We start from the raw sequence: 26,064 nt of genomic DNA on the forward strand, positions 1-26,064 counted from the left end.
CCTCCTTTTCGGAGCGCCCTGATGGCCAACACTCAAAATATGGCGAATGCAATCCGTGCACTCGCAATGGATGCCGTTCAACAAGCCAATTCCGGCCACCCCGGTGCCCCCATGGGCATGGCCGACATGGCCGTAGCGCTGTGGAGCCGCCACCTTCAGCACAACCCCGTGAACCCTCACTGGGCCAATCGCGACCGCTTCATTCTGTCGAACGGTCACGGTTCCATGCTGATCTATGCGCTGCTGCACCTGAGTGGCTACGACCTGCCCATCGAAGAGCTGAAGAACTTCCGTCAGCTGCACAGCAAGACTGCCGGCCACCCCGAAGTGGGCATCACTCCCGGCGTGGAAACCACCACCGGCCCTCTGGGCCAGGGCATCACCAATGCCGTGGGCTTTGCACTGGCTGAGAAGCTGCTGGCTGCCGAGTTCAACAAGGACAAGCACGAGATCGTCGACCACCACACCTATGTGTTCCTGGGCGATGGCTGCCTGATGGAAGGCATCTCGCATGAAGCCGCCGCCCTGGCCGGTGCCTGGAAGCTGAACAAGCTGATCGCCCTGTACGACGACAACGGCATCTCCATCGACGGCAAGGTGACCCCCTGGTTCATCGACAACACGCCCGAGCGCTTCGAAGCCTACGGCTGGAACGTGATCCGCGCCGTGGACGGCCACAATGTGGACGCCCTGGACAAGGCCATCGCCGCTGCCAAGAAGAGCGCCGACAAGCCCACGCTGATCTGCTGCAAGACCCATATCGGCAAGGGCTCGCCCAACCGTCAGGACACGGCCAAGGCCCACGGCGAACCTCTGGGTGCCGAAGAGATTGCACTGACCCGCGCAGCTCTGGGCTGGACTTACGGCCCCTTCGAGATTCCTGCCGACGTCTACACCGACTGGAACGCCAAGGATCTGGGCACCAAGGCCGAAGCCGCCTGGAACGAGAAGTTCGCTGCCTACACGGCCGCCTTCCCCGAGCAAGCCGCCGAGTTCACGCGCCGCATGGCTGGCGATCTGCCCGCCAACTTCGGTGAAATCGCCGCCAAGATCGCCTCCGACGCCCATGACGCCGGCGCCACCGTGGCCAGCCGCAAGGCCAGCCAGCTGGCCCTGGAAGGCCTGACAGCCGCTCTGCCCGAGCTGCTGGGCGGCTCTGCCGACCTGACCGGCTCCAATCTGACCAACACCAAGTCCACACCCTCTTTCCGCGTGGACGACAAGGGTGCCGTGGTCAAGACCGAAGAAGGCCAGATCGGCCGCCACATCAACTACGGTGTGCGCGAGTTCGGCATGGCAGCCATCATGAACGGTGTGGCGCTGCACGGCGGCTTCATTCCCTACGGCGGCACCTTCCTGACCTTCTCCGACTACAGCCGCAACGCCATCCGCATGGCCGCGCTGATGAAGCAGCGCGTGATCCACGTCTTCACGCACGACTCCATCGGTCTGGGCGAAGACGGCCCCACCCACCAGTCCATCGAGCACGCAGCCTCCCTGCGCCTGATCCCCGGTCTGGACGTGTGGCGCCCCGCCGACACCACGGAAACCGCCGTGGCCTGGACCGTGGCCCTGAGCCAGAAGAACAAGCCCACAGCCATGCTGCTGAGCCGCCAGAATCTGGCTTACTCGCCCAAGAGCGAAGACGCGCTGGACGACATCGCCTGCGGCGCCTATGTGCTCTCCGAGCCCAAGGACGTGGGTCTGAAGGGCAAGAAGGCTCAGGCCGTGATCATCGCCACCGGCTCCGAAGTGCAGCTGGCTCTGGCTGCCCAGAAGCAGCTGGCCGAACGCAAGATCGCCGTGCGCGTGGTCTCCATGCCCAGCACCACGACCTTCGACAAGCAGGATGTGAAGTACAAGAAGGCCGTGCTGCCCGCCGGCCTGCCCCGCATCGCCGTGGAAATGGGCGTGACCGACTTCTGGTGGAAGTACGGCTGCGCCGCCGTGGTCGGTATCGACACCTACGGTGAGTCCGCTCCTGCAGGCGTGCTGTTCAAGCACTTCGGCTTCACCGCCGAGAATGTGGCCGACACCGTGCAGGTCGCCCTGCAGAACGCTGGCAAGTAAGCGCAAAAGGGGCCTCGTGCCCCTTTTTTCCGGCTGAAGTTTGCTCACCCGCAGTCCTCAGCCATCCGGACCAGGCCTCAGGGTGCCGAGTCCGGGCACAATCCGCTCCGGTTTTTCATTACTCACTATCTACGAGGCAACTATGACGATCAAGGTTGGTATCAACGGCTTCGGCCGCATTGGCCGCAACGTGCTGCGTTCCGCAGTGCAAAACTTCTCCGACATCGAAATCGTCGGCATCAACGACCTGCTGGAGCCCGACTACCTGGCTTACATGCTGAAGTACGACAGCGTGCACGGTCGTTTCGACGGTGAAGTTTCTGTCGAAGGCAACACCCTGGTCGTCAACGGCAAGAAGATCCGCCTGACCCAAGAGCGCGATCCCGCCAACCTGAAGTGGAACGAAGTCGGCGCCGACATCGTGATCGAGTCCACCGGCCTGTTCCTGACCAAGGAAACCGCCCAGAAGCACATCGACGCAGGCGCCAAGAAGGTCATCCTGTCCGCTCCTTCCAAGGACGACACCCCCATGTTTGTGTTCGGCGTGAACCACGGCACCTACAAGGGCGAGGCCATCATCTCCAATGCTTCGTGCACCACCAACTGCCTGGCTCCCGTGGCCAAGGTACTGAACGACAAGTGGGGCATCAAGCGCGGCCTGATGACCACCGTGCACGCAGCGACCGCCACGCAAAAGACCGTGGACGGCCCTTCCAACAAGGACTGGCGCGGCGGCCGTGGCATTCTGGAAAACATCATTCCCTCCAGCACTGGCGCTGCCAAGGCCGTGGGCGTGGTGATCCCCGAGCTGAACAAGAAGCTGACCGGCATGTCCTTCCGCGTGCCCACTTCCGACGTGTCCGTGGTTGACCTGACCGTGGAGCTGAACAGCGAAGCCACCTACGAAGAAATCTGCGCCGAAATGAAGGCCCAGTCCCAAGGCGCTCTGAAGGGCGTGCTGGGTTACACCGAAGACAAGGTCGTCGCTACCGACTTCCGCGGCGAAACCTGCACCTCCGTGTTCGATGCCGAAGCCGGTATCGCCCTGGACAAGACCTTTGTGAAGGTCGTGTCCTGGTACGACAACGAGTGGGGCTATTCCAACAAGTGCCTGGAAATGGTGCGCGTGGTGGCCAAGTAATCCTCAAGGATTACCCGCCAAAAAAGGCTCAATCGCTTACCAGATAAGCGCTGACAGCTATCAAAAAGCCAGCATGGGACGCCATGCTGGCTTTTTTCATTCCGCAAGGCCGGAGCCGGCCGGAGCATGTCTCGGATACATTTGTAACACGCAGCTGCCACCGGCGCCCAAGAGCGTGAAGCGCTGCCACTTCCTCGGACAAGGCCGCCATGTTTATTGCGATTCCTCTTGAGAACAAGCCTTCCTGGCGCTCGCCGCCCTGGATGACGGTGCTGCTCATCATCATCAACTGCGTGATCTTCTGGGGCTGGCAGGCGCCCGAGGAACATGCCGTGGAAAAGGCGGCCCAGCAATATGCCCAGACCGCCTTGCCGATGCTGGAGCTGCCACCGTTCCTGACCTATCTGGAGGAACAAGCCGCCCAGGGCAGCAAGCGCTTCGACCAGCACACGCTGCAGACCGTGCGAAAGCTCTATCAGCACAAGGCCTATGCCCAGCTCTATGCGCTGCTGTGGCAGGAGAAGAAATTCCGTCAGCGCCTGCTGGACGGCCAGGTCATTACCTCCAGCCACCCGCGCCATGCGCAGTGGCAGGCTGCAAGTGCCGCCTTCGCGCCCCACGAGCCGCGCGGCAGCTTTACCGAGCGCTGGTCCATGAGCTATGAGAATGGTGCCGGCTGGCAGCCCCTGCAGGCCTTCACCTCCATCTTTCTGCATGGCAGCACCAGTCATCTGCTGGGCAATATGGTGTTTCTGTTCCTGTTCGGCTTCACCCTGGAGCTGGCTTTGGGGGCCTTCACCTATCTGGCCTTCTACGTGATCGGCGGCATCGGCGCCTCGTTGTTCGCGCTGATGTTCTATGCCGGCATGGGCGGTTACGGCCTGGGGGCATCGGGTGCGATTTCGGCCCTCATGGCCATGTATGCGGTGATGTACCGCATGCGGCGCATCCGCTTCTTCTACATGCTGCTGTTCTACTTCAACTACGCGAGCTGGCCGGCCCTGATCATGCTGCCGGTCTGGATGGGCGTGGAGTTGCTGCAGCATCTGCTGGGCGGCAAGCAGGTTGCCTATATGGCCCACTTTGGCGGTCTGCTGGCGGGCGCCCTGCTGATGTGGATCTATATGCGACTGCAGACCGTCGCTGCGCCGATCAACGAAGAAGAGCAGGCCCAGGCCGCCGCCCGGCCGCTGGCCGAGGCCGTGGCCCGGGCCCAGCGCCATACCGATGCGCTGGAATTTGGCCGCGCCGCTCCGGCCTGGCGCGAAGCGGCACGTCTGGCCCCTTCGGACCCGACCATTCTGCGGGCCTGGTTTGAAAGCTCGCGCCATCAGCCTGCCAGCGAGGACTTTCATGCTGCGGCGCGACGCATCTTCAAGCTGCCGGCCACCACGGATGCCGAACGCCAGCTGCAGCTGGCCAGCTATCGCAGCTATCAGCAGCGCGCACAGCCCGGCATGCGCATGAGCGCCGACACCATGCATGGCCTGGTGCGCAGTTTCGTGCGCCTGGGTGCCCTGCCCGAGGCCGAAAAACTATGCCGCTCCCTGCACAAGCTGGCAGACCATCCCCAATGGCCGGCAAGCCTGCTGATGCTGGTCAACAGCCTGGCCCAGGCCGGACGTGTGCAGGAGGCCAAAGCCTGGCTGCCCGTGCTGCAGCAATCGGCTCCTCAGGAAGCGCTCACGCGCTGGCTGGCACAACAGCACTAGCCAGCGTCGAGCCACGCTCAGATCTTGGCCTCAAGCTCCTGAAGCTCATCACGCAGCACCCACTGCGCCTCCTTGGTGCTCTCGTGCTCGGGAAAGAGCTGCTTCATGCGCATGTAGACGGCCACCCCCTGCATGGGCTGCTCCACGCCCTGCTTGTAGGCGCGCACCACCAGCTCCAGCATGAACGGAATCAGACTGCTGCCGGCAAAGCGCTTCTCAAAATCCTTGGCCAGGATCAACACATACCTGGGCTTGCCGGCCTTCCAGGCCTGCTGTGCCAGCTCGTAACTGAGCTGGGCCGAGTCGGGCTTGAAGTCCGGCTTGCGCTTGACGCAGCTCACCCAGGCCTCAAGGGCCTCGCTGGCGCGCTGCTGGGCAAGCAGCATGGGAATGAAACGCTGGCCCAGCTCCGCCAGGGCATCCGCGCGTTCGGTCAGCTTGAGCACCCGGAAGTAGCGGCGGCAATCGGGCAAGCTCTCATAGTCCTCCCGCTGCCATTCGCGGGCCTGGTTGACAGCCTCGTCCATCTTGTTGTCCTGCACCAGTCTGGCCACCAGCGCATCGCGACGCTTGGCCTCCAGGGCCGCAGGGTCGATCTGCACGGTCGCAGGCCCCTCGGGCGCTTGGACGGGATCGATATCCAGAGCCGCATGGTGCTGGTACATGACATAGCCGATCATGGCCGCCATCACCCAGCTGAAATAAATCAGCACGAAGCTCACCAGGGGCAGCACCAGTCCGGGCGCCGCAACCTTGAGCAGCATCGCCAGGACCATGGGCGAGCCCTGCTGCAGCAGAAACAGAAAAAAGCACAGCAGCAGATAGGACTTGCCGATACCGAAAATCGTCGCCAGCAGCTCGAAGGGATTAACGGCCGAGCTCAGGCTATTGGTATTGATCAGCACCATCCAGGTGGCAGGAATCAGGAAGGCCACCAGCAGATTGGCAATCACTCCCAAGGTCAGGCTGCGGGTTGCCATAAAGCCCACAAAAATTCCGAAAACGACGAGTACCCCAAAAAACTTCCAGGGTAGCCATTTCCAGTCTTCATCGACCTGACTGGACCGGAAATCGGAACTATGGGTAATTCCACGCGAGGCGAGTGCCGAAACCTTGAATGCATAGCGGCTGACGGCCAGCATCAAGCCCAGACCCACGAACACAGCCCCCATCCACCCGAACATCAGCCCATAACTGCATGCCGACAGCAGCAATGCATAGAGCAAAGGCTCTGTCTGCAGGGGAAACAAGAAGAAGCTATTGAGCTTTTGCCAGAACGGAGGGATTTTCCACTCGGAAGAATCACCTTTTTGGTGAACACCACGTATCGAATTCAATGCCTGTTCTCCCACTCTCGGTTTGATGAATCATTTGCAAGCCTGCTTGCAATGACCGAATCCGCTCTGGTATTGCCCGATTTTTCTTTGAAATCGGATCATTGCGGAATTCTGCGGTAGAAACTCGCCCTGAATTCAAATACCGATAAACCACCGGCATATTGTTTTTTTCTCTTGCCAGAAACCCCGTAAATGCTTTTGCAGCCAAGCCGACCTGCCAAACCGCCTTGAACCGATAACGGATACGACTGCAAGAATTGCAGGCAGCGCTTAAAGTGGTCCAGGTTTTATGGAGAAGCAGCGAATGATTCACAGCGCACACGCACAAAGCAGCCCCACCCCGTACCGCATCACCCTGACCGATGCCCAAGGCCATGTCTGGCATGCCGATGAACCCGTGAATGATGGCGGCGCCGACTCCGCCCCCAACCCCATGCAGCTGATGCTCTCGGCTCTGGGAGCCTGCACGGCCATCACCCTGCATATGTACGCGGGTCGCAAGCAGTGGCCGCTAAGCCATGTCGATGTGGACCTGCAGCTCAACCCCGATGGCAAGCCTGCGGATGCCAACCAGATCACGCGCAGCATCACCCTGCATGGCGAGCTGGACGACGAGCAGCGCCAGCGCCTGCTGCAAATTGCCAATGCCTGCCCCGTGCACAAGCTGCTGGAAGGCAAGGTTTCCATTCCCACCGCCTTGACCGAAGCCGCGCAGGCATGAAAAAAGCCCTGCAGTCACCTGCAGGGCCTTGGTCGCTGGCGCGTGTAACTTGATTACACCGATACTTCCAGCGCGCCCACTTCCACATAGTGCTCGAACTCGCGTTTGGCCAGCGATGCGGTTTCGGGCTGCTGGTCCTCAGGATCGACCCAGGACAGCACGTAGCTGGCGATGGCGGTATCGACCTTCATCTCTATGCCCATGGGGATCTGCTCGGACGGGCCATCTCCGACACGGTGCTCCACCTTGCCGGTGACACGGGCGGCAAAGTGTTCGGGATACAGCTGGATCTCGACTGCCGAGATCTGGTTGCCTTGAGTGCTGTGTTCGTTCATGTTGATTCCTCCTGCAGTTGTTAGGTCGCTGCGCACGAAAGCGCCGCGTGAAAGCCACTGCTAGCGGCCTACGCCTTTAAGTTAGCCGACTCCGGGCGGAGTCCTTGTCAGCCGATTGGCTGAATCCTCACAGTGATGTAACTGCGTGCAAGGCGCTGCTGCATTCTGCCGTCGGATTGCGCGAATACTGCATATCCCTGACACTCGAATCCCCTCGCCGTCAGGATTTGTCATGAGTGAATCAAAGAACTTACAACGCCTTCCCACCCGTATAGCCGATGTCGGCGGCATCCCCATCCACCGTGCCATTCCGCAGACGGCATTGCGCAAGGTAGGGGCCTGGTGCTTCCTCGACCACGCCGGCCCGGCCCTCCCACCTCCTCCCGGCATGCAGGTCGGCCCCCATCCCCATATCGGGCTGCAGACTTTCACCTGGATGATCGAGGGCGAGGTATTGCACCGCGACAGCCTGGGCAGCGAGCAGATCATCCGCCCCGGCCAGGTCAATCTGATGACGGCCGGCCACGGCATTGCCCATTCCGAAGAAGCTCAGACACTGGGCGTGCATGCGGCCCAGTTGTGGATTGCCCTGCCCGACAGCCATCGCGATATAGCGCCCCGCTTCCAGCATTACCCCGACCTGCCCAGGACCGAGATCGGCGACTTTGCCGTGACCGTGCTGGCCGGGGAAGCCCTTGGCCTGACGGCCCCCGCAGAAGTCCATTCCCCGCTGATGGGCGTGGACCTGCTGGCCTGCGGCACGGCCAGCCAGTCGCTCGCGACCATGCCTCTGCGCGCCGACTTTGAACATGCGGTGATGAGTCTGTCAGGCGAAGTCAAGGTGGAAGGCCAGATGCTACCCTCCCAGGAACTGATCTATCTGCCCGTCGGCACCCGGGAGGTGCAGCTGGAGTGCACGCCTGGCAGCCGCCTCATCATCATCGGCGGCGAACCCATGGATGAGGCCATCTTGCTGTGGTGGAACTTTGTGGCCCGCACCACCGAAGAAATGCAACAGGCCCAGAAGCAGTGGGAGGCCGAGGCCGCCACGGATGCAGAACTCGTCAACGGCCAGCCACGCCGTTTCGGCAGGCCCGTGGCCTCGGCACTGAAGTCCCTGCACTCTCCGTCGCTGGCTGGCGTCAGCCTGCGCGCCTCCAGATAGACCTCTGACTCCGATTCAATTCGCACCAAATTGGTGCGAATTGAATTTTTCGAGCAGATGAATAGAACCATCTTTGCGAGTTTTGATGGCTTTTGAAAGCATTTAGGCGCAACACATCTTCTGTAAGAGATCACAGCCCCGATGTTATGCATGAAACGTTTGGACTCATGCACATCTAGCTTTCATAATCCAGCCAACGCCCTGGCCACGAGATTGCGACCGCCGCTTTTTCATCCAGGGCGTTGCCACGTCCTGTCCTTGGGTCGGTGGCCAATTCAACTTTGCAAAGAAAGCAGATCGATGCGTCAAGAACATGACTTCATTGGCATCAAAACCATCCCTCCCGACGCGTACTGGGGTGTTCATTCCGCACGCGCAGTGGAGAACTTCCCCATCACCGGTCACTCGGTCGCGCACATGCCCGAGCTGATCCGCGCTTTTGCCTTTGTCAAAAAGGCAGCGGCCCAGGCCAATCTGCAGTTTGGCGCCATCAATCTCAAACAAGCCACCGCCATCTCTCAAGCCTGTGATGATCTGATTTCCGGCCAGCTGCACGAGCAGTTTGTGGTCGATGTGATCCAGGGCGGCGCTGGCACCTCCACGAATATGAACGCCAACGAGGTGATCGCCAACCGTGCACTCGAGCACCTGGGATTGCCCAAAGGCAGCTACGACGTGATCCACCCCAACGATCATGTCAATGCATCGCAGTCCACCAACGACTCCTATCCCACGGCCGTCAAGCTCGCCACCTATGCTGGCATCCAGAAGCTGCTGATCGCCCTGGCCGAGTTGCGCTCTGCTTTCGAAGCCAAAGCCGGCGAATTCGCTCACATCCTGAAAATCGGCCGCACACAATTACAAGATGCCGTGCCCATGACTTTGGGCCAGGAATTCTCGGCTTTTGCAGCCATGATCGCCGACGATGAAAAGCGTTTGCGCGAATCCGCCTATCTGATGACCGAGGTCAACATGGGCGGCACGGCCATCGGCACCGGCATCAACGCCCCCGTGGGCTACACCGACGCCGTGATCAAGGCGCTGGCGGAAATCTCGGGCGTGCCCGTGGTCAAGGCGGCAGACCTAATCGCCGCCACCGGCGACACCGGCGCCTTTGCCGACATTTCCGGCATCTTGAAGCGTATTGCCGTCAAACTTTCCAAGATCAGCAACGACCTGCGTCTGCTCTCTTCCGGCCCTCAGGCGGGTGTGGCAGACATCAAGCTGCCGACGCGCCAGGCTGGCTCGTCCATCATGCCCGGCAAGGTGAACCCCGTAATCCCCGAGGTGATGAACCAGGTCTGCTTTGAGGTGATCGGCAACGATGCCGCCATCACCATGGCCGTGGAAGCCGGTCAGTTGCAGCTCAACGCTTTCGAGCCGCTGATGGCCTGGGCCCTGCACAAGAGCCTGAACCACCTGAGCAGCGCCTGCAAGACGCTGCAGACCAACTGTGTGGAAGGCATTGCGGCCAACGAGGCGCTGCTGGATGCCCGCATTGCCGAGTCGGTGACGCTGGTGACGGCGCTGAACCCGCTGATCGGCTATGAAAAGGCCGCCAGGATTGCCAAGACCGCCATCGCCAACGGCAAACAGATCGCCGTGGTGGCGGAGGAGCTGGGCATCATGAGCCAGCTCGACATGAACAAACTGCTGGTCGCCGACAAGCTGACCCGGGCTGGCGCCTTGACTGCCGCATAAGCAGGCGACCGAGCAGCAAAAAAGGGCATGTTCGCCATGAACATGCCCTTTTTGATTGGCAGGGTTTCACGCGCTTGGGGCGCCTGCATTCAAGGTGCGCCAAGCCCAAAACACCTCATTCAAGCCACGGCGGCATTCTCGTCACTGGGGTCATCCACGCCGCGCACACTTTCCCGCAGATTTTTGTCCTTGAGCTTGCCGAGATCGGTTTCCACCGCACGTTTGAGCTTTTCAATCGCGGCGCTGAAGGCTTCCTTGACCTTTTCGGCTTCCGCGTTCACTGCAATGGGAGGGCGACCTGTGGCCCGGGTCTCGAGCACACAGCGTTTGCCTGGGCCGCCCGTGGTCTTCAGGGCATCAACGCCCGTGAGAAAGACCTCCACACGCACCACATACTCCTTCAGGCGGGCCAGCTTGGCATTGATCTCCTCCTGCGCCCATTGAGCCAGAGACTCTCCACCCTGGATGGAATCGTCGGCATGAACCTGTACTTGCATGCAAATCCTCCTAGTCACCAAATGCCGCAACCGCTGCGGCGAAATCTGTAGGGGTGCCCTAAAGGCAGGCGAAAACATCGTAACGCCAGAACCTTGTTCTGCCCATCAGGGCTTTTTACGCCGGCCATGGACAGGGGCTTTGACCATTGTGGATGCAGCTTCGCAGCGATTTGAAAGAGATAGCAACAAGGGTATGTTCGGCGAGCTTTGCCCTTGCGCCAGAGCAAAAAAATCCTGGCCCGTGGCTTGCAAAAAGTAGGCGTTTTTACGCCTTGGGTCGTCAGTTACTGCCAGCCTTCGATTCAGGCTCGGCCACAAAGCCGATCCGCGTCAGACCTGCCGCGTGTGCCCAGCCCATGACCTGCACCACGCGACCATAGGGCACGCTGGTGTCTGCGCGCAGTTGCACCTCGGCCTGAGGATTGCGGCGTCCCAGCTCCTCGAGTTGCTGCTGCACTGCAGCATCATCCGCCACGACTCCCCGAATCCAGATTTCGCCGGCAGGGCTGACCTCGACCATCAAGGCATCGCTCTTGCTTGATGCGGGCGGCTTCACTGCTGCCTGTGCCTTGGGCAGTTGCACGCGCAAGCTGGCAGCCAGCATGGGGGCGGCCAGAATGAAGATCACCACCAGCACCAGCATCACATCGACCAGTGGCGTGACGTTGATGGTGTTGATCGGGGTTTGTGCCCCCTCACGGTGGTTCATGCGACCGAATGCCATGGCGCTGTACCTCAGGAAGCCTGCGCCCCGAACTGGGCATGCAGGTCATGGGCAAACCCTTCCAGGACGGCCTCCAGCTGGCTGGCCGAGCGGCCCAGCAGGTTATAGGCCAGCACGGCCGGCAAGGCGACGGCCAGGCCGGCAGCCGTCATGACCAGGGCTTCACCCACGGGCCCGGCAAGCTGGGCGATGTCGACCTGACCACTGCCAGCCAGCGTGCCCAGCGCATGATGAATGCCCCATACCGTACCCAGCAGGCCCACGAACGGCGCTGTCGCGCCGATGGTGGCCAGCAAGGTCTGTCCCCATTGCAACTGGGTCGATGCCTGGCCCAGGGCCTCGCGCAGCCTGCGCATCAGGCGCTGGCCCGGAGCAGCGCGCTGCTCCAGAGAGCCTTGATCGGCACCGCTGCCCTGCTCCACGGCCGCAGCCATGGACTGCACCAGACCTTGCCTGTCGCGCGCCCTGACCTGCGCCAGTGCCTGGGTCAGATCAGGCATCTGCCAGAACGCGGCCACGGCCTGCGGCACGCTGCGGCGAGCTGCCGCCATGAACCAGAGCTTGTAGAGAATGACCACCCAGCTGAGCACGGACATCAGCAGCATCAGGGCCGCCGTGGCCCATGTGACCGCATCGCCCTCTGCCAGCCATTGCCACATTCCTGCAGACATCTCTCACCTCGCTCCCAGAAACGGCAAGGGGCCGTCACGGCCCCTTTGCAAATTGCGCGATCAGCGCAGCTTCAGCACATCGTACATATCGTACTGGCCAGTCTTCTTGTCGGCCAGATAGGCCACGGCACGCAGGCTGCCAGTGGCATAGCCGGCACGGCTGCTGGATTTGTGCGAGATCTCGATGCGCTCGCCAGTACCGGCAAACAGCACGGTGTGATCGCCCACGATATCGCCGCCGCGCACGGTGGCAAAGCCAATACTGTCGGCCTTGCGTTCACCGGTGTGGCCGAAGCGCTCGTACACGGCGCGGTCTGCCAGCTTGGTGTCCTGGGCTTCGGCAATCACTTCGCCCATCTTCAGGGCCGTTCCAGAAGGGGCATCGACCTTGTGCTTGTGGTGAGCTTCGACGATTTCGATGTCGTAGCCACCTTCCTTCAGCGCCTTGGCGGCCATTTCCAGCAGCTTGAAGGTGACGTTCACACCAGCGCTCATATTGGCCGACAGCACGACGGAGGTCTGCTTCGCAAACTCGGCGATCTGCGCCTTCTGTTCATCGCTGAAGCCGGTGGTGCCGATGACCACGCCCACGCCCAGATCGGCCGCCACGGCCAGATGCTCCAGCGTGCCTTCGGGGCGTGTGAAGTCGATCAGGCAATCGGCCTTGGACAGGGCCTCGCGCACATCGCTTTCGATCTTCAGGCCGCTGGGCCTGCCCAGAAAGGCCGAGGGATCGGTCCCGATGGCAGGGCTGTCCGCACGGTCCAGCGCCGCAGCCAGCACGCAGTCGTTGCTGTTCAGAATCGCTTCGATCAGCATATGGCCCATGCGGCCGGAGGCTCCCGCCACGGCAACGCGCTGGGGAGTGGAGGAATGGGTGGTGGATGCGGTCATGGCGCTATCACTCGGTCAAATGAATAGACGGCAGGAGTGCGTCCGGGCCGTCATAAAAAGAGAGCATCCACCGCTTTCTACAAGCGGGGAACAGCCTGTTTTGTGCTTAACGCGATTCCAGCGGCGGATAGCTGGTGGCAGCAGGCGGCAGATTGGCCGCAGCCTGCTCGGCTTCGCTGTTGTTGCGGGCAGGATATTTGGCCAGTTGGGCTTCGCTGGCTTCCAGCTGCGGAACCTTGGGCGTGCCCTTCATGCCCTTGAGGCTGGCCACGAAGTCGGACTCGGAAGGCATCTCGTCCCCTTCGGCGCGCGCAAAGGCATCGCCATTGAAGAAGACGGTGAGCTTGCGGATCTGCGACTCCACGCCTGGGCGATTGATGGTGAACACGTATTCCCAGCGATCGCCGTGGAACACGCTGGTCACGAGGGGCGTGCCCAGAATGTCGCGAATCTGCTGACGGCTCATGCCGGGCTGCAAGGCCTCGACCTGCTCCTTGGACACGAAGTTGCCCTGCACGACATCGACCTTGTAGGGAGTGACGGCATTTGCGACACGGTGCGCGGCGCCGTCGATACTGTTGCAGCCGGCCAGTGCCGCTGCGATTGCCAACGTCAGGGCCAGACCTGCGCGGCTACGGGCTTGAACATGCATGGGTAATGGCATAGGGATATGATCGGGTTCATTGTAGCGGCAGGCCCCGGAGGCACTTGGAGATTCCCTTTATCCCCGTGTAAAGCTTCTTCCAACAAGTGATTCCAGCCTTCCATGTGCCCGTAGTCCACCAAGAGATACCGACATGAAAAATATTGATGAACTCAAAAGCACGGGCCTCAAAGCCACTTTGCCGCGTCTGAAGATCCTGGAAATCTTCCAGAAGGGCGCCCAGCGCCACATGACGGCCGAAGACGTGTTCCGCGTGCTGCTGGACGAGCGCTCGGATATTGGCCTGGCCACGGTTTACCGCGTGCTGACCCAGTTCGAGCAGGCCGGCATCCTGATCCGCAGCAACTTCGAAAGCGGCAAGGCCGTCTATGAGCTCAACGAAGGCCAGCACCACGACCACTTCGTCTGCACCAGCTGCGGCAAGGTCGAGGAGTTCTATGACGCCGAGATCGAGAAGCGCCAGAACCTGATCGCCAAGGAAAAGGGCTGGGTGATTCAGGATCACTCCATGGCGCTCTATGGCCAATGTGCCGAGTGCGCCACGCGCGCCGCCAAGTAAGGGCGCGAGCGTGAACTCCGGGGCAAGACATGCAGCTGTCTTGCCCTTTTTACATTTGGAGAGGGCTTCTTTACATAGCTCCACCAGGCCTCAAACCAATATCGAGCCAGACTGCTTATGCTGCAGTCATTCCCGCTCTTGAGGAGGCCTGGTCCATGCGGCTGCTGCACTTTTCACCCACCAAGACCCTGCTCTGTCTGGCTGCCGTCGCCCTGACTGCGTGCGCGCCGCTGTCCCCGTCATCAGGCCGCGCCAGTCCTGAGGTACTGCAGGTGCTGAGTAGCAGCTCCTTGCCCGACAGGACCAGCGCGCTGCAAAGCCAGCAATGGCTGGACCGGGTCACCTGGGGCGCAACCGACCATGATGCCGCCCAGCTGCAGCAGCAAGGCCTCAAGCGCTGGCTGGCCGCTCAGCTCAGCCCCTCCACCGCGCCCATGCCGGCCGAGGTGCAGCAGCACATCGATGCCTTGAGCATCAGTCAGAAGCCCATGGCGCAGATCCAGCGCGAGATTGCCGACCAGCGCCTGGCCATTCGCAACAGCCAGGATCCTGAGGAAGCCACCAAACTGCGCAACGAGCTGCAACGCCAGCTCAACCAGCTGGGTGCCGAAGCCCAGAAGCGTCAGATCTGGCGCGCGCTCTACTCGCCCCACCAGTTGCAGGAGCAAATGACCTGGTTCTGGATGAATCACTTCAATGTCAGTACCCGCAAGGGCGATGTACGCATGTGGGTGGGCGACTATGAGGAACAGGCCATTCGCCCCCATGCGTTGGGCAAGTTCCGCGAGCTGCTGGCCGCCAGCATGCGTCATCCGGCCATGCTGCTGTATCTGGACAACGCCAGCAATGCCGCCGGCCGCATCAACGAGAACTACGCGCGCGAACTGCTGGAGCTGCACACCATGGGCGTGGGCAGCGGCTACACCCAGGCCGATGTGCAGGCCATGGCCCATGTGCTGACCGGTGTGGGCTTCAGCACCCGGGAGGCCGATGCTCCGCCGCCCAAGCTGCGCCCCGAACGCCAGGGTGACTATGTGCGCCATGGCTTCTTCGAATTCAACCCCAACCGCCACGACTACACACCCCAGGTCTTGCTGGGCAGGCCGCTGGAGAAAAGTGGCCTGGCCCAGGTCAACGAGGCGATAGACCGCATAGTGGCTTCGCCAGTCACCGCAAAGTTCATAGCGCGCAAGCTGTCGGTCTATTTTCTGGGAGACAACCCGGCCCCTGCCGTGATCGGCCATGCGGCACTGGCCTTCGAGCGCAGCCATGGTGATATTGCCGTCACGCTGGCGACCCTGCTAAGCGACCCGCAGGCTCAGCAATTCGGCCAACGCTTCAAGGACCCGGTCCACTATGTGCTGGGCGCCACACGCCTGGCCTATGACCAGCGCGTGGCCAGCGATGTGTCCCCGGTACAGAACTGGCTGAACCAGCTGGGACAGCCGCTGTACGGCCACGAAACGCCGGACGGCTACCCCGTGACGCAGTCGGACTGGTCCAGCTCCGGCCAGATGAATGCCCGCTTCGATGTGGCCAGACAGATCGGTAGCCGGGGTGCCCTGCTGTTTCGCAGCGGCCCCCAGCAGCCCCTGGAAAAGCCGCCTTACCCCGAACTCGGCAAGCGCAGCAGCGTCCAGGCTCGCGTGCCAGCGCTTGGCGCAGCCACACGCACCGCGCTGGCCCAGGCCAGGAACCCGGCGGACTGGAACAGCTTTTTCCTCTCCGCCCCCGAAATGATGTACCGCTAAGGATGGCAGCCATGCAAAGACGTCAATTTCTCAGCCTCGGCGCGGCCCTGCCGCTGGTCTGTCATCTGGGCCAAGGCCTTGCCACACCCTTGCAAAGCAGCTCGCCCCGTTTCCTGCTGGTCTTCCTGCGCGGCGCCTACGACTGCAACAGCCTGCTGGTGCCTACTCATAGCGACTTTTACTATCAAGCCAGGCCCAGCATCGCCATAGCGCGCCCGGGATCGGCCGACGGCGCCCTGGCCCTAACCCCTCAATGGGGGCTGCACCCCGCATTGCAAAGCAGTCTGCTGCCTTTGTATGAGCAGGGCCAGGCCTGCTTTGTGCCATTTGCGGGCAGCAACGACCTCTCCCGCAGCCATTTCGAAACCCAGGACTCGATCGAGCTGGGCCAGCCGCAAGAGGGTGGCAAGAGCTTTCAGAGCGGCTTTCTGAACCGGCTGACCCGGGTGCTGCAAGCCGACAGCCAGAGCCGGACAAGCCTCAGCCCCATGGCTTTTACCGCCCAGTTGCCGCTATGTCTGCGCGGCAGTGCCCAGGTGGCGAATATGGCGCTGGCCTCCGTACGCAAGACGGCCGTCGACGAGCAGCGCAGCCAGATCATTGCCTCCATGTACCAGGGCTCGAGCCTGGAAGTCCCGGTGCGCGAAGGCTTTGCGGTACAGCGTGCCGTGCAGCGCAGCATGCAGGATGAAATGGACCAGGCCGGGCGCAATGCCATCAGCGCCAAGGGCTTCAGCCTGGTAGCCCAGCGCATGGCCCACCTGATGCGCGAGCAGTTTGACCTCGGCTTTGTCGACATCGGAGGCTGGGACACCCATGTCAACCAGGGAGCCGCCAGTGGCAATCTGGCCAACCGGCTCGGCGATCTGAGCCAGGGTCTGGCGACGTTCGCCGAATCCATCGGAGCCGAGGCCTGGCGCCATACCGTGGTGGCGGTGATCAGCGAGTTCGGCCGCACTTTCCGCGAAAACGGCAACAAGGGCACGGATCATGGACATGGCACGGCTTACTGGTTTCTCGGCGGCGGCCTGTCGGCCCAGGCCGGCGGCAAGGTGCTGGGCGAGCAGATCGAAGTGACCGAAAAAGCGCTGTTCCAGAACCGCGACTACCCCGTGCTCAACGAATACCGCACCCTGCTCGGCGGCCTGTTCGCGCGCATGTACGGCCTGAACGCAGCGCAGCTGCAGCAGATCTTTCCGGCCTCGCAGCCCGGCAAGCTGCAACTGGTCTAGAACGACTCGCCGCTCTCCATGGCGCGGCGGTGGCGCATCACGAATTCCTGGTAGGTGTCGATGCCGCGCAGCTGCAGGATGGCATTGCGCACCGCGGCTTCCACCAGCACGGCGATGTTTCGGCCCGCCACCACCTGAATCACCACCTTGCGCACGGGCACGCCCAGCACATCCTGGGTCAGCGGCTCGGCGGGCAGGCGCTCGTATTCGCGCTCCATGGTTTCCTTGCGCACCAGATGCACGATGAGCTTGAGCCGCATCTTGCGGCGCACCGCCGTCTCGCCAAAGATGGCGCGAATATCGAGCAGGCCGATGCCGCGCACCTCGAGCAGGTTCTGCAGCAGCTCGGGGCATTTGCCTTCGACCGTGGTCTGGTTGATGCGGTACAGATCCACCGCATCGTCGGCCACCAGGCCATTGCCACGCGTGACCAGCTCCAGCCCCAGCTCACTCTTGCCCAGGCCCGATTCGCCCGTGATCAGCACGCCCATGCCCAAAATATCCATGAACACGCCGTGCATGGTGATGCGATCGGCGAAATGTTTGGACAGATAGGCACGCAGCACGTCGATGACGAAGGCCGACTGCTCCTTGGTGGAGAACAGCGGGATGTGCGCGCGCTCGCACATGGAAATCAGTTCGTCGGGTGCGTCCTGGCCATCGGCCAGCACCAGCACCGGCGGCTCCAGCGTGACGATGCGGGCAATGCGGCGCAGGCAGTCCTGCGAGGTGGCATTGGTCAGGTAGGCGATTTCACGTTCGCCCAGCACCTGCAGCCGGTAGGGGTGGATGTAGTTGAGGTAGCCCACCAGATCGGCGCCCGAGCGGGCCGAGCGCACGGCCATCTCGTCGAAGCGGCGCTCGGAAGCACCCAGCCCCGCTATCCACTGCCAGCGCAGGCTGGAGTTGCGAAATGCCTCGAACAATACGTCGGCACTGATGGCGCTGGGTCTCATGGCAAGGCCCTGTCAGTCAAAAAGAAGCCAGAACTCAGGCCTGGGAGGTGATGGACGACTGCCAGCTGTCGATCATGCCGTGCAGCTGCTGCGCATCGGTGGAGGACTTCAGGCGCTCGCGCAACTGGCTGTCGCTGAGCAACTCGGCGATCTCGGACAGGATTTCCAGATGCTTTTGCGTCGCCGCTTCGGGCACCAGCAGGAAGATCAGCAGGCCGACCGGCTGCTCGTCGGGCGCATCGAAGCCGATCGGGCTGGCCAGTTGGAACACTGCCGCCATGGGAGCCGTCAGGCCCTTGATGCGGCCATGGGGAATGGCAACTCCATGCCCCAGACCGGTAGAGCCCAGGCGTTCGCGTGCGAACAGGCTATCGGTGATCAGGGCACGAGACAGACCATGCAAGCTCTCAAAGAGCAAACCCGCTTCCTCGAAAGCGCGTTTCTTGCTGGTGACATCAACGCTCACAAGCACTTGAGCGGCGGGAAGGATAGAAGCTAGGCGATTCATGGTGTGATCAACAATTATGCACCGCAGCGCTGAAAACCGTGGGGAAACCCTGATCACCATCAAAAACCGCCCCGTAGGGCGGCACTTTTAGCGTTGTAACAAGGCGACAGCCCTGCAACAAACCGGCGCAAACGCTGGGCTTGCGCCTCGCTTTCATCAACCTGACACCTGCACCAGCTGCAAGCCGCCGGAATCCAGTCGCTTGGCTGTGGCACGCGGGCCTTGTTGACGAGTCTTGTAGCGCATCACCACACGGTCGAGTTTGTCGGCCAGGGCGTCCACGGCGGCATAAAGGTCGAAATGCTGCGTCTCCACGAACAAGTCTTGCCCTTTCACGCGCACTGTGCAACCGGCGCGCTGTCGTTTGTCTTTTTCCTTTTGCTTGTGGACTGTGAGCAGCACCTTCACGTCCACGACCTGATCGAAGTGCCTGAGAATGCGTTCCAGCTTGGCCATGACATAGCTGCGCAGCGAGGGAGTGACCTCCAGGTGATGCCCGCTAATCGTCAAATTCATAACAAAACACTCCTTAGCTCTCGGTGAAATCACTGCGGTTTCACAGCCCCTGATGGCTGTGCCGCAGCCTAGCAGTTCGGAATGCGCATTCGTCTTTGCTGTGAATCCACTATGCGCCCGCCCCAGGCCAAAGGCAACGAAATGACCGGGATAGCGCAGGCTCGCCAGGGGCCTTGTTTGACGGTTTGATGACAGCCGGTTTTGACGCCACAATGAGTGGCTTTGGCCCGCATGCAAGGGATACGCCTGCATGCCCCAGGGCCTCGATCGCGGCAGGCGCGCGCTGGCAAAGACCGTGACCGTCCAAACCCCTGCCTGCGCCATTAAAATCGCGTTTTTACGCAGCCGCCTCTCGGGCCTGCGACGCTGGCAGCCCCTTGGGCTTTCAGGCGCCTGCTGACCGACTGCACGCCTGAATTGCCTGACAGCCCCTATCTCGACCATGACCACCCAGCCCTCCGCCCTGCATACCTCCAACATTGCCTCGCTGCCCCTGCTCGCGCGCGGCAAGGTCCGCGACAACTACGCCGTGGGCGATGACCGCATCCTGATGGTGGCCTCGGACCGCCTGTCCGCCTTTGACGTGATCATGGGCGAGCCCATTCCCGGCAAGGGCGTGCTGCTGACGCAGATGGCGCTGTTCTGGTTCGACAAGCTGGGCCATATCTGCCCCAACCACCTGACCGGCGAAGCGCCCGAATCCGTGGTCAAGCCCGAGGAAGTCAAGCAGGTCGAAGGCCGCTCCATGCTGGTCAAGCGCCTCAAGCCCGTGCTGATCGAAGCCGTGGTGCGCGGCTATCTGGCCGGCAGCGGCTGGAAGGAATACCAGGAATCGCAATCGGTCTGCGGCGTGAAGCTGCCCGCCGGCCTGACCAACGCGGCCAAGCTGCCCGAGCCCATCTACACCCCCGCGGCCAAGGCCGAAATGGGTGATCACGACGAAAACATCACCTACGAGCGCACCGTGGAAATGGTGGGCGAGCAACTCGCTGCCCAGATCCGCGACACCGCCATCCGCATCTACAAGGAAGCGGCCGAGATCGCGCTGACCAAGGGCATGATCATTGCCGACACCAAGTTCGAGTTCGGCCTGACCGAAGACGGCACTCTGGTGCTGATGGACGAGGTGCTGACCCCCGACAGCTCGCGCTACTGGCCCGTGGAAGGCTACGAGGACGCGCTGGCCAAGGGCGAAAACCCTCCCAGCTACGACAAGCAGTTCGTGCGCGACTGGCTGGAGCAGGCGCAGGTCAACGGCAAGGCCTGGGACAAGAAGGCTCCCGCGCCCCGCCTGCCCAAGGAAGTGATCGACAGGACGGCGGCCAAGTACCGCGAAGCGCTGGATCGCCTGACCGCCTGAGCGATCAGCCCCGAGCAAACAAAAGGCCCCCGGAACCGAAATCCGGGGGCCTTTTTGTTTTGATAGCTGCTTGCGCTTTCAGCCAAAGGATTTCAGCTAGAAATAATGCTGAAATCCTTTATTTGCATACGCTTGCAGCTATGTTTTTAGTGGTGGTGACCGTGGCCACCGTGCACGTGCTTGTGGGCAATTTCTTCTTCGGAGGCCTCACGAACCTCGTTGACCACCGCGCTGAAGCGCAGCGCGAAGCCGGCCAGAGGGTGGTTGCCGTCCAGCAGCACCACGGGGCCCTTGATCTTCACCACGTTGTAGATCTGGGGCAGGCCCTGGTCATTGGTGCCGCGCAGCTGGCCGCCCACCTTCACGCCCGCAGGGAATTCACCCTTGGGAATGGTGCGCTGGAGGCTTTCGTCGCGCTCGCCGAAGGCATCTGCCACGGCCAGGTCCACGGTCACGGTATCGCCTTTTTGCTTGCCGTCCAGAGCGGCCTCGACCTTGGCGAAGATGTTGTCATAGCCGCCGTGCAGATAGGCCACATCGCCCTTGTCCAGCAGTTTGACGGCCACGCCGCCCGCGAGCAGCTCGTGAATCTTGTAGTTGATGGTGACGGCAGTGTCTTTGGTGATGTTCATGACAATGGATTTCGAGTGGGGCGGAGCCTGAACCCGTGTCAGGCATCGCGCAAAGCTGCCATTGTCGGCGACTCGGGCTATTCCAGTGTCACGCCCGTGGCCTTAACCACGCAGTGAGGCGAGGCTGAGCGGGCTTCATGCCAGACATTGCCGCGCGCAGTCGAGCAGGCTACGCGCCCAGCGCGCGCGCGCCGAGGTATTGAGCCACAGCAGGCCGACCTTGCGCGCATCCGGGGCGCGGTCGCCGCTGCCGCCAGACCCGTTGCCTGCTCCCGGCAGCGCCAGCGAGCACACCTCGCGCCCCTGGGCAAGTACGCTACCGATGTCGGGAACCAGGCCTACGCCCAGGCCCTGGTCGACCATCATGGCCACGGCCAGCACCGAGTTGAGCTCCATGCGCTCCACGGGGACTATGCCCTGGGCCTTGAGGTAGCGGTCGGCCAGGCGCCCGCCGGCCAGCGCACGGTCATAGCGCACCAGGGGACGGCTGCGCAGCAACTCCAGCGGGTCCTGACGCGCGTCCTCGGGGCGGCACAGCACGACCAGCGGTTCCTCGCGCAGTTCGGCCCAGCAGACGGTCTTGGGCAGGTCGAAGGAGGGCTTGAGGCAGATCAGTACGTCGAGCTCGGACTGCACCAGAGCGGTGTACAGCTCGGGCGTGAGCCCGGCGCGCACGCTGATGCGCACCTGCTCATGGCGGGCCACAAAGGCCTGCAGGACGGCAGGCAGAAAACCGTGCAGGGCCGTGTTCACCGTGCCCAGGCGCAGCTCGCCGCCGTCGGCGTCGCCCAGCACCCATTCGCGCAGGCCGTCGAAGTCCTGCAGCAGCCGCTGCCCGCGCTCAAACAGGCGCTCGCCGGCCGCAGTGGCGCGCACGCTGCGGCCATGGCGCACCAGCAAGGGGGCGCCCAGCGCGACTTCAAGCACGCGCATCTGCTGAGCGATGGCCGAGGGACTGAGGTCGAGCTGGCGCGCGGCTTCGGACATGGAGCCGGTCTGCACGACGCGCAAGAAATTGTGTATGTACTTGACGTCCATCTCACACATTTTCTTCAAACAAATGCCAGCCGCAAGCCCTGTTTTCGAGAGCGTGCCTGGACCACACTGCGGACAACGAACCGACAAGGAGACAAAAAATGCGTGAGTCCGATTTCCTCAGCCGCCGCCGGTGGCTGTCCACCGCAGCGGCCGGCCTGGGCGCTGCCGCCCTGCCCGCCTTCGCCCAGCGTCGCAGCACGCGCATCGTCGTGCCTTTTGCGCCCGGCGGCGGCAACGATGTGCTGGCGCGGCAGATGGCGTACGGCCTCAACGACTCCCTGGGCTACGGCATGATCGTGGAGAACAAGGCCGGCGCGGGCGGCAATCTGGGCACGGAAATGGTGGTTCGCGCTCCCGCCGACGGCAGCATCTTCCTGCTCGGCCATACGGGCACGGTGTCCATCAATCCCTCGCTCTACCCGGGCCTCAAGTTCAATGCCTCCACCGATCTGCAGCCGGTGGCCATGTTCGCCTCCTCGGCCTTGCTGCTGGTGGTGCCGGCCGCGTCGCCCGCCCGGAACGTGGCCCAACTGGCCGAGCTGCTGCGCCGCCGCAGCGGCGAGCTCAACTACGCTTCCAGCGGCTCGGGCACGGGCGGCCACCTCACGGGCGAGATGTTCGCCCATGCCCTGGGCGCCAAGGCCATCCACGTGCCATACAAGGGCACCGCACCATCGCTGACCGACCTGGTCGGCGGCAATGTGGACTTCAGCTTCGGCGTGATCCCGGCGGCCATGGCTCTGGTCAAGGCCGGCAAGCTGCGCGCCCTGGCCGTGACCAGCGCCAAGCGCCAGCCCCAGCTGCCCGACGTACCCACGGTGGCCGAGTCCGGCGTGCCGGCCCTGGCGGATTTCGAGAGCTCGCTGACCTATGGCGTGCTGGCCCCCAAGGGCACGACGCAGGATACCGTCGCCACGCTGGGACGCGACATCCTCAAGGTGGCAGCCTCCAGCAGCTTCCAGTCCCGCCTGGAGGTGGAAGGGGCCGTGCCGCTGCTGGGCGACAGCAGGCAGTACGCAGCCCGCATCCGCCAGGAAAGCAGCAAGTGGTCGGCGGTGATCAAGGCATCGGGAGCCACGGCCTGAGGCCGGCGCGAACATCATGACTCTGGTGAACGACTATCTGGGCCCGGCCGGCGGCGGTGCCTGGTTTTCCGATGCGCATTGGCTGCAGGCACTGCTGCGCTTCGAGTCCGGCCTGGCCCGGGCACAAGCCGATTGTGGGCTGATTCCGGAGTCTGCGGCCCAGGCCATTGCCAGCGCCTGCGCGCAGGCGCCCCTGGACCGCGACCGCATTGCAGAACAGGCACGCGCCAGCGGCGCCCTGGGCCTGGCCTTGGTAAAGCCGCTGCAACAGTGGCTGCAGGCCCATGCCCCCCAGGGCCTGCCCTGGCTGCACTGGGGCGCGACCACCCAGGATGCCGTGGACACGGCCAGCGCCCTGCTCACGCAGCAGGCGCTGCAGGCCCTGCTGGCCGAGTTGCAGGCCCTGGTCGACGCATTGCTGGATCTGGCCGCGCGGCATGCGGCCACGCCCATGCTGGCGCGCAGCCTGCTGCAGCCTGCGCAGATCACGAGCTTCGGCCTCAAATGCGCACAGTCGGCCGCGGCCCTGCAGCGCAGCATCGACCAGCTCTCGCAGCTGGCGCCCCAAGCCTTGTGCGTGCAGCTGGGCGGCGCCGTGGGCAATGGCGCGACCCTGGGCACGCACAGGCTGGCGGTGGAGCAGGCGCTGGCGCGGCAGCTGGGTCTGGAGGCCTGCGGCCACAGCTGGCATACGCAGCGCGACAGCTGGATGCGCCTGGCCATGGAAGTGGCCGTGTGCTGCGGCAGCCTGTCCAAGCTCGCGCGCGACTGGTCGCTGATGTCGCAGTACGAGGTCGCAGAGATCAGCGAGGCCGCGCGCGGCAGCACTTCCAGCGCCATGCCGCACAAGCGCAATCCCGTGCACTGCATGCAGGCCGTGGCCCAGACCCAGGCCGTGCCGCCGCTGGCCGCCCTGCTGCTGGGCTGCATGGCCCAGGCCCATGAGCGCGCGCTGGGTGAATGGCAGGCGGAAGTCGCCCACTGGCCCGAGCTGTGGCGCCACGCTCATGGCGCGGCCGCCGCACTACGCCAGGCCGCGCAGACGCTGCATGTTCACCCGCAGCGCATGCTGGCGCATGTGTCCGGTCTGCGGGGCCTGGTGTTTTCGGAAGCCTGCGTGCATGCCCTGGCGCCCTTCACCGGCAAACATGATGCCCTGGCCGCCGTGGAGCAGCTCGCCCCCCTGGCGCTGGAGCAGCAGCGCGAGCTGCAGGAGTTGCTCATGGAATGGGCTGCCAGCCGCACCACACCCGAACTCACCTCCGAACAACTGCCAGCGCTGTGCCGCGCGCTATCCCAGGCCTGCGACCCGCAGCAGGCCGTACAGGCTTCGCAACGCGAATGCCTGGCCCTTCTGGCCAGCTGTTCGCCCACCCCAATGGAAGAAAGCCCTGCCCATGCAGAACAAGCCCAACCCTGCCTCTGAAGCCGCCGACAGCCTGCAGCGCGGCCTGGCCAATCGCCGCCGCGTGCTGGGCAATGCCTGGGTGGACCGGTCCGTGGAGAGCGCGAATGTGCTCAATGTGGAGTTCCAGCGCATGATCACCGCCTATGCCTGGGACGGCATCTGGAGCCGCCCGGGCCTGGAGCGCCGAACGCGCCGCATCATGGTACTGGCCATTACGGCGGCCATGGGGCGCTGGGAGGAGTTCGAGCTGCACATACGCACGGGTCTGCAGGCCGACCCGGCCGACAGCGAGGCCGCGCCGCTGGACCTGGACACCATCCGCGAGGTGCTGTTGCAGACCGCCGTCTATGCCGGCGTGCCTGCGGGCAACACCGGCATGGCGGTCACGCTCAAGGTGCTCGGGGAGCTGGGGCGCATGCCTGAGGCCGCGAGCTTCGCCCCCTGAGCCTGGTCTTATCGGGCCAGAGGCGGCTGCTCGTCGATGTCCGAGCCCGGGTAGCGCGCAAAGCGGCGGTTCTCGGCGCCATGCACCGGGTCGTTGTCCTTCCAGGGCCAGCCGCCGAACTGGGTGCGGCGGTAGTCCTGCATGGCCTGCATGATCTCCTCCTGCGTGTTCATCACGAAGGGGCCGTACTGCGCCACCTTTTCGCCAATCGGCTTGCCTTGTAGCAGCACCAGCTCTGCGCTGACATCGCCAGTGTTGACCAGCTCCAGATCGCTCTGCGCATCGACATGCATGGCCAGATGCCCGTTCACGGCTTCGCCACCCACGGTCATGCTCTTGCCCACAAAGAAGTAGAGCATGCGATGGGTTTCTGGGCCTGCGGCCTTCGGCATGGTCCAGCGGGCGCCGGGCTCCAGCTCTAGCGTCCAGATGGCTACATCGCTGTCGGTCTGGGAGGCCCAGGACTCGGGCGGTGGCGGCAGGGCCGGGTCCGCACCGTCCAGGGCTCCTGCCACCACGGTGACAGTGGTTTTGCGGCCCGCCGCATCGCTGAAGCTCAGGCGCGGAATCTGTTCGTTCCAGAACATGGTGAAGTGGGGCTCCACCATCTTGTTCCTCGCAGGCAGGTTCAACCAGATCTGGAACAGCTCCAGCGGATTGGGCTGGTCGCTGCTCAGCAGCGGAAACATCTCCGAGTGCTGGATGCCCTTGCCGGCCGTGAGCCACTGCACATCGCCGCCGCCGAAACGCGCTGCAGCACCCAGCGAATCCGCATGGTCGATGCGGCCCTTGCGCACCAGGGTCACGGTCTCGAAGCCGCGATGCGGGTGGCCCGGGAAGCCCGGAATCGGTTCGCCGTGGTACATCGAGAAGCCATTCCGCGCGCTGAAATCGCTGCCCATCTCGCGGCCCTCGAACTCCACGGCCTGCACGCCCATTTCG

27 protein-coding genes are annotated in these 26,064 nt (G+C 63.1%); 13 read left to right on the top strand and 14 right to left on the bottom strand.

Going from position 1 to position 26,064, the window contains the following annotated elements; genetic code table 11:
• Positions 1-21: 21 nt before the first annotated feature.
• The 3 genes from tkt (at position 22) to ACLBXN_RS15675 (ending at position 4,923) form a co-directional block, all read left to right on the top strand.
• Positions 22-2,070: a transketolase gene (gene tkt, locus ACLBXN_RS15665; RefSeq protein ID WP_167008024.1), complete on the top strand. Its 2,049-nt coding sequence runs from the start codon at positions 22-24 to the stop codon at positions 2,068-2,070.
• Positions 2,071-2,212: 142 nt separating this feature from the next.
• Entirely contained in the window at positions 2,213-3,211 is a 999-nt protein-coding gene (gene gap / locus ACLBXN_RS15670; protein WP_003060372.1) for a type I glyceraldehyde-3-phosphate dehydrogenase, read from the top strand.
• Between the two features lie 209 nt (positions 3,212-3,420).
• Positions 3,421-4,923 (top strand): rhomboid family intramembrane serine protease, encoded by a 1,503-nt coding sequence (locus tag ACLBXN_RS15675; protein ID WP_447612754.1) that lies wholly within the window; start codon positions 3,421-3,423, stop codon positions 4,921-4,923.
• Positions 4,924-4,940: 17 nt separating this feature from the next.
• On the opposite strand, the gene ACLBXN_RS15680 is transcribed toward ACLBXN_RS15675, so the two are convergent.
• Positions 4,941-6,173 (bottom strand): hypothetical protein, encoded by a 1,233-nt coding sequence (locus tag ACLBXN_RS15680; RefSeq protein ID WP_447612755.1) that lies wholly within the window; start codon positions 6,171-6,173, stop codon positions 4,941-4,943.
• A gap of 52 nt (positions 6,174-6,225) precedes the next feature.
• On the bottom strand, positions 6,226-6,573 hold the full coding sequence (locus ACLBXN_RS15685; protein WP_447612756.1) for a hypothetical protein: 348 nt from the start codon (positions 6,571-6,573) through the stop codon (positions 6,226-6,228).
• Here ACLBXN_RS15685 and ACLBXN_RS15690 point away from each other — a divergent pair.
• The gene (locus tag ACLBXN_RS15690) at positions 6,565-6,981 is read left to right on the top strand and encodes an OsmC family protein (protein WP_043004694.1); all 417 of its coding nucleotides are present in this window, start codon (positions 6,565-6,567) and stop codon (positions 6,979-6,981) included. The genes ACLBXN_RS15685 and ACLBXN_RS15690 overlap by 9 nt on opposite strands.
• 53 nt (positions 6,982-7,034) lie before the next feature.
• Here the strand turns inward: ACLBXN_RS15690 and ACLBXN_RS15695 are convergent, their stop codons facing one another.
• Positions 7,035-7,316 (bottom strand): hypothetical protein, encoded by a 282-nt coding sequence (locus tag ACLBXN_RS15695; RefSeq protein WP_003060364.1) that lies wholly within the window; start codon positions 7,314-7,316, stop codon positions 7,035-7,037.
• 232 nt (positions 7,317-7,548) lie between these two features.
• Between ACLBXN_RS15695 and ACLBXN_RS15700 the strand changes: the two genes are divergently transcribed.
• Together ACLBXN_RS15700 and ACLBXN_RS15705 are read left to right on the top strand one after the other, a co-directional pair.
• Positions 7,549-8,481 carry a pirin family protein gene (locus ACLBXN_RS15700; RefSeq protein WP_447612757.1) on the top strand — a complete coding sequence of 311 codons (933 nt, stop codon included), beginning with the start codon at positions 7,549-7,551 and terminating at the stop codon, positions 8,479-8,481.
• A gap of 300 nt (positions 8,482-8,781) precedes the next feature.
• Complete coding sequence (locus ACLBXN_RS15705; protein ID WP_447612758.1) at positions 8,782-10,182, top strand: aspartate ammonia-lyase; 1,401 nt, start codon at positions 8,782-8,784, stop codon at positions 10,180-10,182.
• A gap of 119 nt (positions 10,183-10,301) precedes the next feature.
• Here ACLBXN_RS15705 and ACLBXN_RS15710 read toward each other — a convergent pair whose 3' ends face one another.
• The 5 genes from ACLBXN_RS15710 to ACLBXN_RS15730 form a co-directional block, all read right to left on the bottom strand.
• Positions 10,302-10,679: an HPF/RaiA family ribosome-associated protein gene (locus ACLBXN_RS15710; RefSeq protein WP_003060358.1), complete on the bottom strand. Its 378-nt coding sequence runs from the start codon at positions 10,677-10,679 to the stop codon at positions 10,302-10,304.
• 280 nt (positions 10,680-10,959) lie between these two features.
• Positions 10,960-11,403: a biopolymer transporter ExbD gene (locus ACLBXN_RS15715; protein WP_343676650.1), complete on the bottom strand. Its 444-nt coding sequence runs from the start codon at positions 11,401-11,403 to the stop codon at positions 10,960-10,962.
• 11 nt (positions 11,404-11,414) lie between these two features.
• Positions 11,415-12,074: a MotA/TolQ/ExbB proton channel family protein gene (locus ACLBXN_RS15720; protein WP_211458276.1), complete on the bottom strand. Its 660-nt coding sequence runs from the start codon at positions 12,072-12,074 to the stop codon at positions 11,415-11,417.
• 60 nt (positions 12,075-12,134) lie between these two features.
• Positions 12,135-12,968, bottom strand: a complete 834-nt coding sequence (dapB, locus tag ACLBXN_RS15725; RefSeq protein WP_447612759.1) for a 4-hydroxy-tetrahydrodipicolinate reductase — start codon at positions 12,966-12,968, stop codon at positions 12,135-12,137.
• Between the two features lie 106 nt (positions 12,969-13,074).
• A complete protein-coding gene (locus tag ACLBXN_RS15730; RefSeq protein WP_043004642.1) occupies positions 13,075-13,620 on the bottom strand; it encodes an outer membrane protein assembly factor BamE in 546 nt (181 codons plus the stop codon).
• 145 nt (positions 13,621-13,765) lie between these two features.
• Between ACLBXN_RS15730 and fur the strand changes: the two genes are divergently transcribed.
• The 3 genes from fur to ACLBXN_RS15745 all read left to right on the top strand — a co-directional run bounded on the left by fur (position 13,766) and on the right by ACLBXN_RS15745 (position 17,174).
• A complete protein-coding gene (fur, locus tag ACLBXN_RS15735) occupies positions 13,766-14,191 on the top strand; it encodes a ferric iron uptake transcriptional regulator (protein ID WP_003060349.1) in 426 nt (141 codons plus the stop codon).
• A gap of 155 nt (positions 14,192-14,346) precedes the next feature.
• Entirely contained in the window at positions 14,347-15,942 is a 1,596-nt protein-coding gene (locus ACLBXN_RS15740; RefSeq protein WP_447612760.1) for a DUF1800 domain-containing protein, read from the top strand.
• A gap of 11 nt (positions 15,943-15,953) precedes the next feature.
• Positions 15,954-17,174 (top strand): DUF1501 domain-containing protein, encoded by a 1,221-nt coding sequence (locus ACLBXN_RS15745; RefSeq protein WP_447612761.1) that lies wholly within the window; start codon positions 15,954-15,956, stop codon positions 17,172-17,174.
• On the opposite strand, the gene hprK is transcribed toward ACLBXN_RS15745, so the two are convergent.
• The 3 genes from hprK to hpf form a co-directional block, all read right to left on the bottom strand.
• On the bottom strand, positions 17,171-18,130 hold the full coding sequence (hprK, locus tag ACLBXN_RS15750; protein ID WP_003060345.1) for an HPr(Ser) kinase/phosphatase: 960 nt from the start codon (positions 18,128-18,130) through the stop codon (positions 17,171-17,173). The genes ACLBXN_RS15745 and hprK overlap by 4 nt on opposite strands.
• Before the next feature lie 34 nt (positions 18,131-18,164).
• Complete coding sequence (locus ACLBXN_RS15755) at positions 18,165-18,638, bottom strand: PTS sugar transporter subunit IIA (protein ID WP_003060344.1); 474 nt, start codon at positions 18,636-18,638, stop codon at positions 18,165-18,167.
• A gap of 156 nt (positions 18,639-18,794) precedes the next feature.
• Positions 18,795-19,154: a ribosome hibernation-promoting factor, HPF/YfiA family gene (gene hpf / locus ACLBXN_RS15760; RefSeq protein WP_003060342.1), complete on the bottom strand. Its 360-nt coding sequence runs from the start codon at positions 19,152-19,154 to the stop codon at positions 18,795-18,797.
• 442 nt (positions 19,155-19,596) lie between these two features.
• On the opposite strand from hpf, the gene ACLBXN_RS15765 reads away from it, so the two are divergent.
• Positions 19,597-20,514, top strand: a complete 918-nt coding sequence (locus tag ACLBXN_RS15765; protein ID WP_003067010.1) for a phosphoribosylaminoimidazolesuccinocarboxamide synthase — start codon at positions 19,597-19,599, stop codon at positions 20,512-20,514.
• A 146-nt stretch (positions 20,515-20,660) separates the two neighbouring features.
• On the opposite strand, the gene ACLBXN_RS15770 is transcribed toward ACLBXN_RS15765, so the two are convergent.
• Both ACLBXN_RS15770 and ACLBXN_RS15775 read right to left on the bottom strand, forming a co-directional pair.
• Positions 20,661-21,146 carry an FKBP-type peptidyl-prolyl cis-trans isomerase gene (locus tag ACLBXN_RS15770; RefSeq protein WP_003072413.1) on the bottom strand — a complete coding sequence of 162 codons (486 nt, stop codon included), beginning with the start codon at positions 21,144-21,146 and terminating at the stop codon, positions 20,661-20,663.
• A gap of 135 nt (positions 21,147-21,281) precedes the next feature.
• The gene (locus ACLBXN_RS15775) at positions 21,282-22,184 is read right to left on the bottom strand and encodes a LysR family transcriptional regulator (RefSeq protein WP_447612762.1); all 903 of its coding nucleotides are present in this window, start codon (positions 22,182-22,184) and stop codon (positions 21,282-21,284) included.
• A gap of 98 nt (positions 22,185-22,282) precedes the next feature.
• On the opposite strand from ACLBXN_RS15775, the gene ACLBXN_RS15780 reads away from it, so the two are divergent.
• Genes ACLBXN_RS15780 through ACLBXN_RS15790 form a run of 3 tightly spaced genes read left to right on the top strand, consistent with a single transcriptional unit; the run spans position 22,283 to position 25,122 of the window.
• Positions 22,283-23,269, top strand: a complete 987-nt coding sequence (locus ACLBXN_RS15780; protein WP_447612763.1) for a Bug family tripartite tricarboxylate transporter substrate binding protein — start codon at positions 22,283-22,285, stop codon at positions 23,267-23,269.
• Between the two features lie 16 nt (positions 23,270-23,285).
• A complete protein-coding gene (locus tag ACLBXN_RS15785; protein ID WP_447612764.1) occupies positions 23,286-24,695 on the top strand; it encodes a lyase family protein in 1,410 nt (469 codons plus the stop codon).
• Positions 24,667-25,122 carry a carboxymuconolactone decarboxylase family protein gene (locus ACLBXN_RS15790; protein ID WP_343676676.1) on the top strand — a complete coding sequence of 152 codons (456 nt, stop codon included), beginning with the start codon at positions 24,667-24,669 and terminating at the stop codon, positions 25,120-25,122. Before ACLBXN_RS15785 ends, ACLBXN_RS15790 begins: the two co-directional genes overlap by 29 nt.
• A gap of 8 nt (positions 25,123-25,130) precedes the next feature.
• On the opposite strand, the gene ACLBXN_RS15795 is transcribed toward ACLBXN_RS15790, so the two are convergent.
• Positions 25,131-26,060 carry a pirin family protein gene (locus ACLBXN_RS15795; RefSeq protein ID WP_447612765.1) on the bottom strand — a complete coding sequence of 310 codons (930 nt, stop codon included), beginning with the start codon at positions 26,058-26,060 and terminating at the stop codon, positions 25,131-25,133.
• Between the last annotated feature and the right edge of the window lie 4 nt (positions 26,061-26,064).

This window comes from Comamonas sp. C24C (assembly GCF_053345995.1).